This window comes from Methylocella sp. CPCC 101449 (assembly GCF_031921685.1).
GTDB lineage: Bacteria > Pseudomonadota > Alphaproteobacteria > Rhizobiales > Beijerinckiaceae > Terripilifer.
Genome location: NZ_JAPDHU010000003.1, coordinates 135450 through 150612, shown reverse-complemented (window position 1 = coordinate 150612; position 15163 = coordinate 135450). Strand labels below are relative to the sequence as shown.

Below are 15163 nucleotides of genomic sequence, written 5' to 3'. Positions count from 1 at the left end.
GTGGGCATTTTGCCTGTCTTATCGAAACTCTTCAGAACATAACGGTCAGTCAGACCGTATCATGCGGGACGCCGCCGTCTTCGTTTCTCTTTCTTCCTGGACGAGCCCGCCAAGGTTCCTGCATCCCGCGGGGAGTGGGGCGGTTCGGGCTTGTAGCTCAGTTGGTTAGAGCGCGCGCTTGATAAGCGTGAGGTCGGAGGTTCAAGTCCTCCCAGGCCCACCAATTAATTGCGCGTGACCATCATCGAGTTCGTTTGGCTCGGGGCCATAGCTCAGTTGGGAGAGCGCGTGCTTTGCAAGCATGAGGTCGTCGGTTCGATCCCGTCTGGCTCCACCAGATGGTTTGATCACCACGACTAGCTCCTGGTTCGTCCATAAACGTTTGCGGCATGCAGTGGCATGTTCGCTGAGAAGTTTTCTGACATCGTGAAGAGGAAATATATCCGGTTACCCGCAAGGGAAGCTGATCGAGAGCAATCTCGAGAGGTGGACTTGATGGGTAAGCATACCAGCAGCTGGTTCTTGTAACCGGCACGTGGGCGTAGCTTGACCGCAGCGCTCCCGGATATGTTTGAAGCAAAACTGGTCTTTTCTATCGTGATCCTGCTGAAGACCCTTCAGCGACCGCGTGGCCCTTTGCCGAGGGACCACGAGAGGTGGATAGCGATAATGAGAGTGATTAAGTGTAATAAGGGTATCCGGTGGATGCCTTGGCGCTAAGAGGCGATGAAGGACGTGGTACGCTGCGATAAGCCGTGGGGAGGTGCGAACAACCTTTGATCCGCGGATTTCCGAATGGGGAAACCCACCTTCGATATCTGTAATTCCGAGGCCTTGTGCTTCGGAGACGAAGCTGCATGGTTTTGGACTTACAGATATCAACAGAAGGTATTTGTGCCTGAATACATAGGGTACAAAAGCAAACCCAGGGAACTGAAACATCTAAGTACCTGGAGGAAAGGACATCAACGAGACTCCGTTAGTAGTGGCGAGCGAACGCGGACCAGGCCAGTGCCTCAGTGTTTTTAATCGGAACCGATTGGAAAGTCGGGCCTTAGTGGGTGATAGCCCCGTACGGATTTCGAAACATTGAGGACTTGAGTAGGGCGGGACACGTGCAATCCTGTCTGAACACGGGGAGACCACTCTCCAAGCCTAAGTACTCCTTAGCGACCGATAGCGAACAAGTACCGTGAGGGAAAGGTGAAAAGCACCCCGACGAGGGGAGTGAAATAGTTCCTGAAACCGGATACCTACAAACAGTCGGAGCCCAAGGTTCGTCCTGGGTGACGGCGTACCTTTTGTATTATGGGTCAGCGACTTAATTTGACGAGCAAGCTTAAGCCGGTAGGTGTAGGCGCAGCGAAAGCGAGTCTGAACAGGGCGTTCAGTTCGTCGGATTAGACCCGAAACCGGGTGATCTAGTCATGAGCAGGTTGAAGGTAAGGTAACACTTACTGGAGGACCGAACGGGTGCCTGTTGAAAAAGGCTCCGATGACTTGTGATTAGGGGTGAAAGGCCAACCAAACTCGGAAATAGCTGGTTCTCCGCGAAATATATTTAGGTATAGCCTCGCGTGAATACTCCAGGGGGTAGAGCACTGGATGGGTGAGGGGGGTTCACAGCCTTACCAAGCCTAACCAAACTCCGAATACCTGGAAGTAATGCGCGGGAGTCACACAGTGGGTGCTAACGTCCATTGTGGAGAGGGAAACAACCCAGACCAACAGCTAAGGCCCCTAATTCGTGGCTAAGTGGGAAAGGATGTGGAAATCCCAAAACAACCAGGAGGTTGGCTTAGAAGCAGCCATCCTTTAAAGAAAGCGTAACAGCTCACTGGTCTAAATAAGGGTTTCCGCGCCGAAGATGTACCGGGGCTCAAGCCACGAGCCGAAGCTTTGGGCGCAGCAATGCGCGGTAGCGGAGCGTTCCATAAGCCGTCGAAGGGACAGCCGTGAGGCATCCTGGAGGTATTGGAAGTGCGAATGCTGACATGAGTAACGACAAACACTGTGAAAGACAGTGTCGCCGTAAGTCCAAGGGTTCCTGCGTAAAGTTAATCTTCGCAGGGTTAGCCGGTCCCTAAGGCGAGGCCGAAAGGCGTAGTCGATGGGAACCACGTTAATATTCGTGGGCCAGTGGGTGGTGACGGATTGCGAAAGTTGTACGGGATTATTGGATTTCCTGTGCAACCTGGTGGTCCCAGGAAATAGCCCCCACATTAGACCGTACCCCAAACCGACACAGGTGGACTGGTAGAGTATACCAAGGCGCTTGAGAGAATGATGTTGAAGGAACTCGGCAATTTACCTCCGTAACTTCGGAAGAAGGAGGCTCTCGGCTTGGGCAACCAGGTCGGGGGGGCACAGACCAGGGGGTGGCAACTGTTTAACAAAAACACAGGGCTCTGCGAAATCGCAAGATGACGTATAGGGTCTGACGCCTGCCCGGTGCCGGAAGGTTAAGAGGAGAGGTTCACGCCTTGAATCGAAGCCCCGGTAAACGGCGGCCGTAACTATAACGGTCCTAAGGTAGCGAAATTCCTTGTCGGGTAAGTTCCGACCTGCACGAATGGCGTAATGACTTCCCCGCTGTCTCCAACATCAGCTCAGTGAAATTGAATTCCCCGTGAAGATGCGGGGTTCCTGCGGTCAGACGGAAAGACCCCGTGCACCTTTACTGCAACTTTGCACTGGTATTCGTGTTAGCATGTGTAGGATAGGTGGTAGACTTTGAAGCTTGGGCGCCAGCTCAGGTGGAGTCACCCTTGAAATACCACCCTTATTGACATGGATATCTAACCGAGCTCCGTCATCCGGAGCCGGGACAGCGCATGGTGGGCAGTTTGACTGGGGCGGTCGCCTCCCAAAGAGTAACGGAGGCGCGCGATGGTGGGCTCAGAGCGGTCGGAAATCGCTCGTTGAGTGCAATGGCATAAGCCTGCCTGACTGCGAGACAAACAAGTCGAGCAGAGACGAAAGTCGGTCATAGTGATCCGGTGGTCCCGAGTGGGTGGGCCATCGCTCAACGGATAAAAGGTACGCCGGGGATAACAGGCTGATACTGCCCAAGAGTCCATATCGACGGCAGTGTTTGGCACCTCGATGTCGGCTCATCACATCCTGGGGCTGGAGAAGGTCCCAAGGGTTCGGCTGTTCGCCGATTAAAGTGGTACGTGAGCTGGGTTCAAAACGTCGTGAGACAGTTTGGTCCCTATCTGCCGTGGGTGTAGGAGAATTGAGAGGATTTGCCCCTAGTACGAGAGGACCGGGGTGAACGTACCTCTGGTGGAGCTGTTGTGGCGCCAGCCGCAGTGCAGCGTAGCTATGTACGGACGGGATAACCGCTGAATGCATCTAAGCGGGAAACCCACCTCAAAACGAGTTCTCCCTCGAGAGCCGTGGAAGACGACCACGTTGATAGGCCGGGTGTGGAAGTGCAGCAATGCATGTAGCTTACCGGTACTAATAGCTCGATCGGCTTAAACACTCTCATTAGTCGATATCCATCCAGTCCAAAGCACGACCCCACAAGGGAAACGGCTTTGGCCATGATACAAAAACCAGTTTTGCTTCAATCCGTTTTTTGCCGGCCTGGTGACTTCTGCGGAGTGACCAGACCCGATCCCATCCCGAACTCGGCCGTCAAACGCTCCCGCGCCAATGGTACTATGTCTCAAGACCTGGGAGAGTAGGTCGTTGCCAGGCCTGCAAAAAACGGATCTGCCTCTTCATCATGAAAGTTCGCGGCGGCCTTCTTCACGAATGCCGTCGTTGCTTTTTAAACTGCGACACTTTAATGAAGCCGCAGTTTTCCGGTTGGCGCGGGGTGGAGCAGCCCGGTAGCTCGTCAGGCTCATAACCTGAAGGTCACAGGTTCAAATCCTGTCCCCGCAACCAAATTCAAGAAACCCCAGCAAACATTTTGCTGGGGTTTTATTTTGTCTAAAATTTCAAGGGCTTAGGGTCGTGGGTTCGAAGCATCCGCAGCCAGCGGCGATGGGCGGTGCTAGTGCGTGGAAAATGAAGTGGTCGAGCCGGCGCAGTTCGAAGCTCTTTCTATCGTGTATCGTATATTTTATATATGGATAGATAGTTTAGTCTAGATGGAGCGGTTCATGGCCTTCCACATTAAGAATTCCGAGACGGATGCGCTGGCCCGTAAGGTCGCGGCGCTCAAAAAATTGAGCCTGACCGAAGCCGTGCATACGGCGCTTCTCCATGAGCTTGAGCGTGAACAGGGAAAGCCCTCCCTGGTGGAGCTTGGTATCCAATTCACACGTGATTTGCGTGCCAAAGGCCAACCCGCCGAGGGCCAGCCGGCAGACAAGGCCTTCCGCGACAGCCTGTACGAGGACCATTGATGTTTATCGACGCCTCGGCACTGACCGCGCTGCTGACCAACGAAGACGACGCGCGCGAGCTTCTGGCGCGATTGCAACAGGACCCCAAGCGCCTGACATCACCGTTGGCGGTCTGGGAGGCGGCAATCGCGGTTGCCCGAATCCTCGATCTTCCCATCGCCGAAACAGCCGACGCAGTCGAAAGCTATCTTGCTTTGGTGAAGATCGAGACGGTGGTGGTGCCGCCGGCGGCGGCGCGGATCGCGATCGAGGCCTTCGACCGTTACGGCAAGGGCCGGCATCCGGCGCGGCTCAATTTCGGCGACTGTTTTGCTTACGCCTGCGCCCGGCATTTTGGCGAGCCACTGATGTTCAAGGGCGCCGATTTTCCGCTGACGGACATCGAAGCGGCCTGAGCTTCCCATGTCTGCAATGGAAGCCGAGTGCAGCCGTCGTTGGTTCGGCAGATCAAACGGCGGTTGAGCGATACCGGCCACGACATTCTGGATGTTGAGTCCTTCTGGCTTACGGCCGAGACGGAGGCCGAGTCTTATCTGCCTGTGTTCGATACAGCCGCTCAACTGGGCGCGCGCAATGTGCTGGTCGTTGGCAATGATGCCGAGCCCACTCGCACGGACAATTTTTCTCGCCTCTGTGAATTGAGCCACTCTTTTTGGGCTCAAAGTGATGCTCGAATTTATTCCATATTGCCATACGTCGACCATTCAGGCCGCTTACGCCATTGTGCAACAAAGCGGTTGCGCTAATGCTGGGGTTCTCATCGATGCCCTGCATCTGCGCCGCTCAGCAGCGAATCCTGCGGACATTGCGATCCTGGACCCTTCGATGCTGGCGTATTGCCACGCGCATCTATCGCCACCACAGGCATCCGAATTGCGCACAGAAGCGCGTTCGAGCCGGCTCCATCCAGGCCAAGGGCACCTGCCTCTGTTTGAGCTGATGCGTGGTTTGCCGCCAGGGATTGATGTTGGCGTGGAAGCGCCTTGCTTGGAGCATGCGGAAAGCCCGTCATTGAGCGAGGTCATTTATGCGGAATGGCGACCGCCGACTTTTTCAAAGCTTTTGACGCGATCGGCTGGGAACGATCGTAATAATCAAAGGGAGGCAACGAGTGATAAAGCGATTACTGCTCATGTTTGCTGCGTTGGTTGGCGACGCGGCAGAGGCCGATACTTCACACGCCTCAGTTCAGGAGCTTGTTAAAGGGCGAATTGGACTCGTGAGGCTTCCTTTGAATGCGCCGCTCTACATCGGGGTGGAGAAAGGTTTCTTCCGGAATGAAGGGCTGGATATTCAACTTAACTTCTTTGACGCTGCCTCCGCCGTGCCGCTGGTTGTGGTGTCCGGCGATGCTGACATCGGTCTTGGCGGACGACGGCTGCATTTTACAATCTCGCGGAATTTAAAAAGCGCCCTGCCTTACTATGATCGGCAACCTGAGGTGGATGTTGCGGACATGAGCCGTCAATTGGCCATCTGGCAAGAGCTGGGGGTGGCCCCCAAGTCGGCTGACATTAAAACGATGGTCGACTTATCCTTCAGTCATGGGCACTTCTGAATAGAAACGATATCGGTTTGGTGCACAGTCGAAGCACTCCGTCCCCAAAAGTTCGCAACAATTTAAATTGACGATCCGCGCGCCTGCTACTAGTGTATGCACAAATATATTTCATGCATACACGAGGCGAGGTCATGATCTGGCATGCTTTAGGGATAGTCGATGTCGACGGGCAATATTGCACCGCAATTATCGTGGGCGGAGCGCTGTACGACCTAGCTGAAGCTGCCAAGCATTTCGGTGTTGACCAAGATTTTTCTTCCATGATGGCTATCATCGATCGTTGGGAGAGGCTGCAACCGAAGCTCGCCGAGATTGCTGCCCAGATCGAAGCGAAGCGGCATGGCTTGATGCCGTTGCCCGAAAGAGCAGTCATCAAGGCGCCAATCGTGCCGAAACGGATATTCTGCGCCGCGTCGAACTTCGTCGAGCATGCGCAGGAGATGGGCACTGCCTTGGCAGCCAAGGCGGACAGCCAGCCCTATATTTTCATGAAGGCGGACACCTCGGTTGTCGGGCCGCACGAGGCGATATTGCTGCCTGATGAATCCACCATGGTGGACTGGGAAGTGGAACTGGCCGCCGTCATCGGTCTGCGCGGCCGCGATATTTCCGTGGAGCAGGCGCTAGCCCATGTCGCCGCTTATACGATCTTCAACGATATCAGCGCGCGCGATCTCAGCCGTCGGACGGATTTTCCGTTCAAGAACGATTGGTTCCGTGGAAAGAGCTACGACACATTTGGCCCGACAGGACCCTGGCTCGTTCCTGCCTCGCTCATTCCCGATCCCCAGAACATTCAGCTCAAGCTGAGTGTCAACGATCAGATGATGCAAGACGGTAATACGAACGAGATGATTTTCACGCTGGCCGAGCAGATCGCCTATCTGTCGCGCATGCTGACACTTCAGCCAGGCGACATGATTGCCACGGGTACGCCAACTGGTGTTGGAATGGGGCGCAATATGTTCCTGAAACCAGGCGACACCGTTTCAGCGGAAATTCCGGCAATCGGTACGCTGACCAATCCGGTAGAATTGTTGGTGCGCGCCCGGGTTTGACCCAGGTGGGTTCATTTGGCTGGTGCTATTTCCACATTGCGAGACAGCAGACGCAGCACGCCAGAACTAAGCCGGGCATTGTGTTTGCGCATGGCCTCGTAGGCGGCTTCCGGCTGCCCCGCCAAAATCGCTTGGACGATCGCCTCATGTTCTTCGTTGGAGCGTTCCATACGCTCTTTCAGAGTGCCCGATTGGGACTGGCGGAAGGCACCAAGGCGTTCACGCAACTCGCGCGCCGTTGTGGCGATCGTTTGGTTGCGCGCACCGGCGCAGATCAGATCGTGAAATTCGTGATTGAGCTGTAGATAGGCGGCTTCCGATCGGGAGTTGCCCAGCTTCACGGCCTGACGATGAATCTCCATCAGATTGCCCTTGTCGAGCGCTGTCATGCGTTGCGCCGACAGTTTGGCGCATAAGCCTTCGATCTCGCACTCAGCTTCCAGCATGTCCGCCAACTGCGGGATGCCGATCTCGGCGACAATACCACCGCGACGAGGAATGAAGTCGACCAGACCGCGGGCCCCGAGTTCGCGCAAAGCCTCGCGGATCGGCGTCCGGGAGACGCCGAACTGCTCCGCTAGGATTTTTTCTTCGAGCTTTTGGCCGGGCGGCAGCGATCCGCTGATGATCTGCTGCGCCAGTTCCTTGTAAACACGCGATGAGTTCGTGCTCATGGTCTATGCGGCGTTGCTGTTCAGTTAGACAAAGTAGCTACCAAGACGAAGCACTTTCAAGCTTCGGATGCAACCACGTTCTTGACCGCGCCTTTCCAACCCGATTCCGTAATGTCGAAAACGAAGCCTTCCGGCGTCTTGTATTTGACCTCGTAATAGACGTTCGGGTCCTTTTCCTTGCGCCCGGTCAGGTAGCTGCCGCCGGCGTTTTCGATTTGCTTGGCGGCTTCGTCGAGGTCGTCGACCCACATGCCGAAATGGATCAGGCCATAGTGTTCGCCGGCGTCCTCGAAGCCGGGGACCGGTTCGCCAGTGAACTTCAGCAAAGCCACATTGAATACGCCGTCGGTCATGTACCAGCCGCGCATCGCCTTGCCGGCGCGGGTCATGCCGAAGGCCTTTTCGAAGAAGGTGGCAGCCGCCTCGGGATCGGGAACCGAAATGGCGATGTGGCGGAGCTTGCTGGTCATGGAAGGTACCTCATATTCGAGGCTGCTACGCAGCCGTTGTGTATACACGATACGGTATTGAACATATGGTTCAGCTGACTCTGGCTTCCGATCAAATGACGCCCATGATCTTGCTCAGGGTGGTGACATACTGGCCGAAGAGCGGGTTAAGCCGTGTGGCGTCGGGTTGGCGTGGACGCGGCAGATCGATGTCGATTTCCTCGATGATCTTGCCGGGATGGGGCGACATCACGATCACCCGGTCCGATAGAAACACGGCTTCCGAAATACTGTGGGTGATAAGGACCACGGTCTTCATCTGTTCCTGCCAGATGCGCAGCAGTTCAACGTTCAGGCGATCGCGGGTAAGAGCGTCGAGCGCGCCGAAGGGCTCGTCCATCAGCAGGATTTTCGGATTGAGCACCAGGGCCTGGCCGATGGCGGCGCGCTGGCGCATGCCGCCGGACAATTGATGCGGATAGCTCTTGGCGAACTTGTCGAGTGACAGGACTTTCAGCATGTCGTCGACGACTTGGCCGTTGGGGCCTGTGGAAACCCCGCGGATCTTGGCGCCGAGGGCGACATTGTCTCGCACCGTTAGCCAAGGCAGCATATTGCTGGATTGAAAGACGACACCGACTTCCCTGCTGCTTTCCGACACGGAACCGCCGTCGAGGTCTACCGTGCCTTCATCCCACGACAGCAGACCAGCCAGAATGCGCAAGAGCGTGCTCTTGCCGCAGCCGCTCGGCCCGATGATTGAAATGAACTGCCGCTCAGGAACCGATAGATTGATGTCTTCGAGTGCAACGACATCCGGCCCAAATGTTTTGCGCAAGTTGTGAATGTTGATCGCCGGCTTGTCGGAAATCATCGCCCTGGTCTTGTTGTCCACCGCAAGCATGATGTCACCGATCAGAATTGAATGCCGCGCCACCAAACCCAGCGGCTGAGGATTTCGAGGAGCCAGTAGAGAATCATCGATGTGGCAGTGATCACCAGAATGGCCGCGAACATCAGGTCTGTGCGCGAACTGGAGGCTGCCATCATCAGATAGTTGCCAAGCCCGTCCTGCGAGCCGACGAACTCGCCGATAATGGCGCCGATGATGGCGAGCGGCATGGCGACTTTGCAGCCGTCGATGAAGATGGGCAGGGCGGCGGGCAGCCGCAACATCGCGAACGTTTGCCAGGAAGAGGCGCGCAGAGCGCGGAAATGTTCTTCCAGATTGGCGGGCGTGCCGAGAAAGCCGCCGAGCGTCGCCACCACGATCGGGAAGAAGGCGAACAAGAAAGCCATGGCGCTCTTGGAGAAAAGACCATAACCGAACCAGACGACCATGAGCGGGGCCAGCGCGCTCTTGGGCATGGCTTGCAGAGCGGTCACGAATGGATAGATCGTCCGCCGCGCCACGGGCGATGCATAGATGACGATGCCAAGCAGCGCACCACCAATGACGGCGGCGGCAAAGCCGAACGCCACTTCGACCATGGTGATGCCGACATTGTGAAAGAGGTCGACCCGCGCCGTCCACAAGGCGCTGGCGACGACACTGAAGCGGGGCAGGAGATAGGGACGTACGTTGAATGCGGTGACCGCCACTTCCCAGGCGACGAACAGAAGCCCGAAAAAGACGACCGGCTGCCAGATGGTTGGCGAAATCACAAACCAGCTTTTTGACGGTCGTTTGGCGCGCCTGGCGCCAAATTGTTGTGTCGCGAGCGCCATGTCTCAGCCTCCCTTCTTCTGCGCCACGACTTGAGCCGGCGGCGGATTGATGAAGCGGGCAAAACGCCAGCGGTCGAAGGATTCGATATTGCGCTCCCAGACTTCCGGCTTGTGAGCGGCGTCACGGGGGATCTGCAGCATCTCGCAATAGATTTCCACGTTGTTGCCATCGGGATCTTTGAAGACGAGGAAGCAGTTTTCACCGGGACCGTGTTTGCCGATACCGCGCACGATATCGATGCCCTTTTCTTGCAGGAAAGCCGCGGCCTTTTCCATCTCCTCTAGGGAATCGACGAGATAGGAAAAATGTTCGAGGCCCGGTCTGCGGCCGGCTTCCGGCGCATCGTAGTTCCAATCGCCATCTATCTGCGACAAGGCAAGATCGTGATGATCCTCGCCGGCCCGCAGGAATACCATCTTATCGTCGATCCAGTCGGACACTTTCAAGCCGAGTATGTCCGTATAGAAGTCGCAAGATTTCTTGACGTCTCGTACCATCAGCACGATGTGGCCGAGCTTCTGCGGCTTGATAGCGGTCATTCCAACTCCCTCCCGATGCACATTCATTGCATCGTCCTCATTTTAAAAATTCGTTCGAGTACAACTGCTTCACATTCAGCTTGTCACCGACGCCGAATGCTTCAGTGGTGAATTTGAACGTATTGGCCATGCGGTCGTCGCGCAGGAAGCCCATCTGCTGGTCGGGCTGTCCGGGATCGCTGAGCAGATCTGCCGTCTGCTTGATCTGACCGGTGAGAACGCCTTTGTTCAACGTCGGATAGAGACCGGCGATGGCATTGGCGCTGTCGTCGGGATTGGTGGCCATGTAGCGGTAACCTTTGTAGCTGGCACGCAGGAACTTGCGCAGCACTTCGGGCCGCTCCTTCATCATCTTCTGACTGGTGACGAAGCCGTTGCCATAGATATGCAGACCGAAATCACGATAGAGGACGTGATTGACCTTCTTGCTCGCTTGCGCCGCTGTGAAGTCAAGCAGCGGCATGTTGGCGCCTTCCCAGCACTCGGCGAGATCGACGCGACCCTCGATCAGCGCACTGTTAATGACGGCCGGCTCCATGCGCAGCAGTTTGATGCTGTCGGGCGGTAAGTTGTTCATCTTCAGCCATGCGGGAACGATGTTCTGCACCGGCGAGCCAGCGCCACCGGCCACCGTCATACCCTTGAGTTCTGCCGGGGTTTTGGGATGTCGTTTGCCGTCCTCGACGAAGCAGAGCCCAGCGGGCCATCGAGTGTTGATCGCGCCGACAAGAACGGTGCGTCCGCCATTGGCATTGTTGAGGATCACACTCGGCGGATCGCCGTAGCCGATATCGAATAGACCTTGGTCGACTTCATTCACCGTGCGCTGGCCGCCGTAGCCGCGCGTCAGTTCGACATCCAGTCCTTCTTCCGTAAAGAAACCTTTAGCCTTGGCGACGATCGTTCCGCCGACGCTGCCCTGCGGCAGCCAAGCCATGTTGTACGTTACTTTTTCAGCTGCCGGCGCTGTCGCCGGCAACATGGACAAAGCACACAGTAGACCAGTCGCAACCTTCCTTCGCAGCATCTCGAGGTTCCCCAACACGAGCGTCGCTTATGCGTACGTGTATACGTTGTCATCATTAGGTATGCACGTCAATAAGATTTAGGAGCGGGCAATATAATGTCTGCTTCCGATTGCTCGGATCGGCCAGGAATGCCGTATTTATACGGGTAACTTGTCATTCGAGCCGGTTTCGCCGCGGTGGAAATTCCTTTGGCTTGACCTCAGAGCTTCAGTCCGCATTTCTTGGGGGAATGTTTCGTGTATACCTAATTCGCCCATGATGGGTGGCGACGGCATTGCAATCCACGGTCTTTGGACCTTGGTTCAACGGAATCGCCATCGGATCTATTGGGCTAAACTTCTCTGAACGTTAGCCACTTCCAGCAAGTGCTTCAGCGAGAACCCTGTCGGTGCGCGTCTGCAGCATCGCCGCTTCCTCCTGCAACCAGGCCAGAAAAGCGATCACGCCAAGATTGCTGGCGTGGGCACGCTGAAAGACGGCGTGATAGCTGCCAGCGCTTCGTTGGAGCCTACAGGGTAGGATTTCGAGATCCTGCAGGTATTCCAGATCGGCGAGGATCAGGGCTGGAACAAGGGCGATGCCTTGCCGGTCTTTCATCGCATCAAGAGCCATGAAGAAATGGCCGCATTCCACGTCATCCGATCGGGTGGGCGCTTCGATGCCCTGTGCGATGAGCCAATCGGGCCATGCGTGTCGGCGCGAGGAGACATGAATGTGTGGGAATGACACCAGAGCATCCTGCAGACTCAGCTTCCGATCAACAGGCGCGAGCTTTTTAGACATGACCGGCACGAGCGTGTCGGGCATGAGTTCGGTGAATGATAGCCCATCCCATTTGGTCGCCATCGTCAGGTCGATCCGGGGCCCTTCAATGGGGCTGGTTTTGCTGGGCTGAATCTGGCCCGGTGGCAGGCCGACGCGAATGGCGATTTCGGCATCCGGACCGGGACTAAACGGTTCGATGGAACTCACCAGCCGCATGTCGATTTTGGGATGCATTTTGCGGAAGCGATGCAGCTTCGGCATCAACCAGAGGGCACCGATGGTTGGCAGCACTGAAACCGTGATCCGTGTCTCTTCGCTATCGCCTCGGACCTTGGCCGCCGCCTGATCCAAAAGCCGCAGCGCCGCTTTCGAGGCGACGTAGAAATCCTGTCCGGCGGGCGTGAGCAGAAGTCGACGAATTCGCCGTTCAAACAAGACAGTGCCGAGATCGTTCTCAAGTTGCATGACCTGTCGGCTGACGGCGCCTTGTGTCAGGTTCAGTTCCTGCGCGGCAAGCGTAAACGACAGATGACGCGCGGCGGCCTCGAACCCACGCAAGGTTCCAAGATTGAAACGCGGCGTCCGAGACGTATGCATTACCATTTCTCATGCATACCGTGAAAACAAATGGTTTGTCCAGCCAAGTCGAACGGCCCATTGCTCGACCACTCATTTCGCGAGCGGGAAACAAATCATGCAGAAAACGGGCGCGCCGTTGCGGGTCGCAATCGCCGGTCTTGGTGCCGTCGGCCTGAAGCTGGCTGAGGAAATCGACAAGGGGATTCCGGGCCTGAAGCTCGTGGCGGTGTCGGCAAAGAACATCGATGCCGCCAAAGAGCGCTTACATCATCTCAAGGCGCCGCCGCAGGTCGTCGATGTGGTGGCACTTGAGCCACTTGCCGACATTGTTATCGAATGCGCCCCGGCCGCGCTGGTACGCCAGATCGTCGAACCGTTTGTGCGAAACGGTAAGACGGCCATTGTGTTGAGCTGTGGCGCACTCCTCAACAATATGGATCTGGTCGAGACCGCCAAGGCCCATGGCGGACAGATCGGCGTGCCAACTGGGGCTCTGCTCGGGCTCGACGCGGTGACGGCCGCAGCGGAAGGCACGATCCGCAGCGTCACCATGGTGACGCGCAAGCCGGTCAAAGGCCTGATGGGCGCTCCCTTCTTGGAGCAGAACAACATCAAAATCGACGACATCAAAGCGCCGATGAAAATCTTTTCTGGCTCGCCACGCGAAGCGGCCGTCGGCTTCCCGGCCAATCTCAACGTGGCCGTTGCGCTGGGCCTCGCCGGCATCGGGGTGGACAAGACGACGCTGGAGATCTGGGCCGACCCCGGCATCGATCGCAACACGCATAGCATCCAGGTCGATGCGGATTCGGCCAGCTTTTCGATGACGATTGGCAATATACCGAGCGAAAATCCGAAGACCGGCCGAATCACAGCCCTTTCGGTGATCGCCTATCTGCGCAAGATCAACGCGCCATTGCGTGTTGGCACATAGGGGGCGGCGATGGATCTTGGCATCGATAAGAAGGTTGCTCTCGTCCTGGGTGCGGGGGGCGGTCTCGGTTCGGCGATCGCCGAAGCGCTGGCGCAAGAAGGGGCCATCGTCGTCGGCGGTGGTATTCGCGATGAAAGTCTGCAGCGTACAGCCGAACGGTTGAAGGGCGCGCGCGGCCGCTTCGTTCCGCTTCTGTGGGATCTGGGCGAGCAAGAGCTGATCGAGGAAAAATTCGCCTGGATCGAACAAAATCTCGGTCCGGTCGACATTCTCGTCAACAACACGGGTGGCCCGCCACCGAGCGAGGCGCGCAACGTTGCAGCCGCTACGTGGAGAGGCCAGTTCGAGAGCATGGCGCTTTCCGTCTTCAAGATCACCGACCGCGCGTTGCCGCATATGATCGGGCGGAAATGGGGGCGCATCATCACCAGCACCTCATCTGGTGTGGTAGCGCCGATTCCCAATCTCGGCATCTCCAACACGCTGCGGGCCGCGCTCGTCTCATGGTCGAAGACGTTGGCACGCGAGGTGGCGCCGCATGGCATTACGTCCAATATCATTCTGCCGGGCCGCATTGCCACGCAGCGCATTCGGGCGCTCGATGAAGCGCGCGCCAAGCGGGAAGGGCGGTCGGTTGACGCGGTGATCGCACAAAGCGTCGAGACCATTCCGATGAACCGTTATGGCAATCCGGCAGAATATGGCGATGCCGCAGCCTTTCTGGCCAGCGACCGCGCTTCCTACATCACCGGCACCGTCGTTCGCGTCGACGGCGGCTACATTCCCAGCATTTAACGAGAGCTGTCATGACGATCAATAGAGCAGACATCATCGCTCGATACTCCAAGGTCGATACTTCGAACGTAGCGGACGTGCTCGACGAAATGGGCCATCCTGACCTCGGCCTGTCGGCGGATTTTGCGCCCTATGTGCGAGGGGCCGAGCGCATCGCCGGCTTTGCCTATACGATCCGCGGCCAGATGACTCCTTATCCGCTTGGTGGCGACAGTGAGAAGATGAAGGCCTGCCAGGGGCTTTCGCCGGGCGATGTTTCGGTGTGGAGCGGCGATGGCAGTGGTATCTGCTATTTTGGCGAGCTGATCGCCATTGGCATGAAGGAGCGCGGCTGCGTCGGTGCTCTGGTTGACGGCGGTATTCGCGATTTGCGTTATCTCAGCCAGCACGACTTTCCCGTCTTCGCTAAATACCGCACGCCGGTCCAGTCGATAGGCCGATGGAAAGTGAACGGTTACAATATTCCCGTTTCGATGAGTGGCGCGACCAGCAAAAGCGTCACTGTCTCACCGGGCGACTTTATCCTCGCCGACGAAGATGGCGCTATTGTCATTCCGGCTGCTTTGATCGAGCCGGTGCTGATCCGCACCGAGGAATTGACGCGGCGCGAACAGGACATTCGCGCGGAAATTCTCGCGGGGCTTTCGCTCGGCGAGGCGCTGAAGAAATACGGTCACGTCTGATACGG

15 protein-coding genes, 3 tRNA genes and 2 rRNA genes are annotated in these 15163 nt (G+C 56.8%); 13 read left to right on the top strand and 7 right to left on the bottom strand.

Annotated elements, in window-relative coordinates; all coding sequences use genetic code 11:
- Positions 1–146 precede the first annotated feature (146 nt).
- From OIM99_RS20880 to OIM99_RS20835, 10 genes are all read left to right on the top strand, one after another.
- Positions 147–223, top strand: a tRNA-Ile gene (locus tag OIM99_RS20880).
- 38 nt (positions 224–261) lie between these two features.
- A tRNA-Ala gene (locus OIM99_RS20875) sits at positions 262–337 on the top strand.
- A 340-nt stretch (positions 338–677) separates the two neighbouring features.
- A 23S ribosomal RNA gene (locus tag OIM99_RS20870) occupies positions 678–3490 on the top strand.
- Between the two features lie 103 nt (positions 3491–3593).
- Positions 3594–3708 (top strand): 5S ribosomal RNA (gene rrf / locus OIM99_RS20865).
- Between the two features lie 115 nt (positions 3709–3823).
- A tRNA-Met gene (locus OIM99_RS20860) sits at positions 3824–3900 on the top strand.
- A gap of 218 nt (positions 3901–4118) precedes the next feature.
- Positions 4119–4364, top strand: a complete 246-nt coding sequence (locus tag OIM99_RS20855) for a type II toxin-antitoxin system VapB family antitoxin (RefSeq protein ID WP_311852413.1) — start codon at positions 4119–4121, stop codon at positions 4362–4364.
- Positions 4364–4759, top strand: coding sequence for a type II toxin-antitoxin system VapC family toxin (locus OIM99_RS20850; protein WP_311852412.1), 396 nt, complete (start codon positions 4364–4366; stop codon positions 4757–4759). Before OIM99_RS20855 ends, OIM99_RS20850 begins: the two co-directional genes overlap by 1 nt.
- A 27-nt stretch (positions 4760–4786) precedes the next feature.
- A complete protein-coding gene (locus OIM99_RS20845; RefSeq protein WP_311852411.1) occupies positions 4787–5110 on the top strand; it encodes a hypothetical protein in 324 nt (107 codons plus the stop codon).
- A 386-nt stretch (positions 5111–5496) separates the two neighbouring features.
- Positions 5497–5922, top strand: a complete 426-nt coding sequence (locus tag OIM99_RS20840; protein ID WP_311852410.1) for an ABC transporter substrate-binding protein — start codon at positions 5497–5499, stop codon at positions 5920–5922.
- A gap of 134 nt (positions 5923–6056) precedes the next feature.
- Positions 6057–6983 (top strand): fumarylacetoacetate hydrolase family protein, encoded by a 927-nt coding sequence (locus tag OIM99_RS20835; protein WP_311852409.1) that lies wholly within the window; start codon positions 6057–6059, stop codon positions 6981–6983.
- A gap of 11 nt (positions 6984–6994) precedes the next feature.
- Here OIM99_RS20835 and OIM99_RS20830 read toward each other — a convergent pair whose 3' ends face one another.
- The 7 genes from OIM99_RS20830 to OIM99_RS20800 all read right to left on the bottom strand — a co-directional run bounded on the left by OIM99_RS20830 (position 6995) and on the right by OIM99_RS20800 (position 12770).
- Positions 6995–7657, bottom strand: a complete 663-nt coding sequence (locus OIM99_RS20830; protein WP_311852408.1) for a GntR family transcriptional regulator — start codon at positions 7655–7657, stop codon at positions 6995–6997.
- Between the two features lie 56 nt (positions 7658–7713).
- Complete coding sequence (locus tag OIM99_RS20825; RefSeq protein WP_311852407.1) at positions 7714–8127, bottom strand: VOC family protein; 414 nt, start codon at positions 8125–8127, stop codon at positions 7714–7716.
- A gap of 91 nt (positions 8128–8218) precedes the next feature.
- On the bottom strand, positions 8219–9010 hold the full coding sequence (locus OIM99_RS20820; RefSeq protein WP_311852406.1) for an ABC transporter ATP-binding protein: 792 nt from the start codon (positions 9008–9010) through the stop codon (positions 8219–8221).
- 11 nt (positions 9011–9021) lie between these two features.
- Positions 9022–9834, bottom strand: coding sequence for an ABC transporter permease (locus OIM99_RS20815; RefSeq protein ID WP_311852405.1), 813 nt, complete (start codon positions 9832–9834; stop codon positions 9022–9024).
- A 3-nt stretch (positions 9835–9837) separates the two neighbouring features.
- Complete coding sequence (locus OIM99_RS20810) at positions 9838–10374, bottom strand: VOC family protein (RefSeq protein ID WP_311852404.1); 537 nt, start codon at positions 10372–10374, stop codon at positions 9838–9840.
- 37 nt (positions 10375–10411) lie between these two features.
- Positions 10412–11419: an ABC transporter substrate-binding protein gene (locus OIM99_RS20805; RefSeq protein WP_311852403.1), complete on the bottom strand. Its 1008-nt coding sequence runs from the start codon at positions 11417–11419 to the stop codon at positions 10412–10414.
- Between the two features lie 331 nt (positions 11420–11750).
- Entirely contained in the window at positions 11751–12770 is a 1020-nt protein-coding gene (locus tag OIM99_RS20800; protein WP_311852402.1) for a LysR family transcriptional regulator, read from the bottom strand.
- A 91-nt stretch (positions 12771–12861) separates the two neighbouring features.
- On the opposite strand from OIM99_RS20800, the gene OIM99_RS20795 reads away from it, so the two are divergent.
- The 3 genes from OIM99_RS20795 to OIM99_RS20785 are packed head-to-tail and all read left to right on the top strand — an operon-like array spanning position 12862 to position 15158.
- Positions 12862–13680 (top strand): aspartate dehydrogenase, encoded by an 819-nt coding sequence (locus OIM99_RS20795; protein WP_311852401.1) that lies wholly within the window; start codon positions 12862–12864, stop codon positions 13678–13680.
- 9 nt (positions 13681–13689) lie between these two features.
- Positions 13690–14475, top strand: a complete 786-nt coding sequence (locus OIM99_RS20790; protein WP_311852400.1) for an SDR family oxidoreductase — start codon at positions 13690–13692, stop codon at positions 14473–14475.
- 11 nt (positions 14476–14486) lie between these two features.
- Positions 14487–15158, top strand: a complete 672-nt coding sequence (locus tag OIM99_RS20785; protein ID WP_311852399.1) for an RraA family protein — start codon at positions 14487–14489, stop codon at positions 15156–15158.
- Positions 15159–15163: the final 5 nt, after the last annotated feature.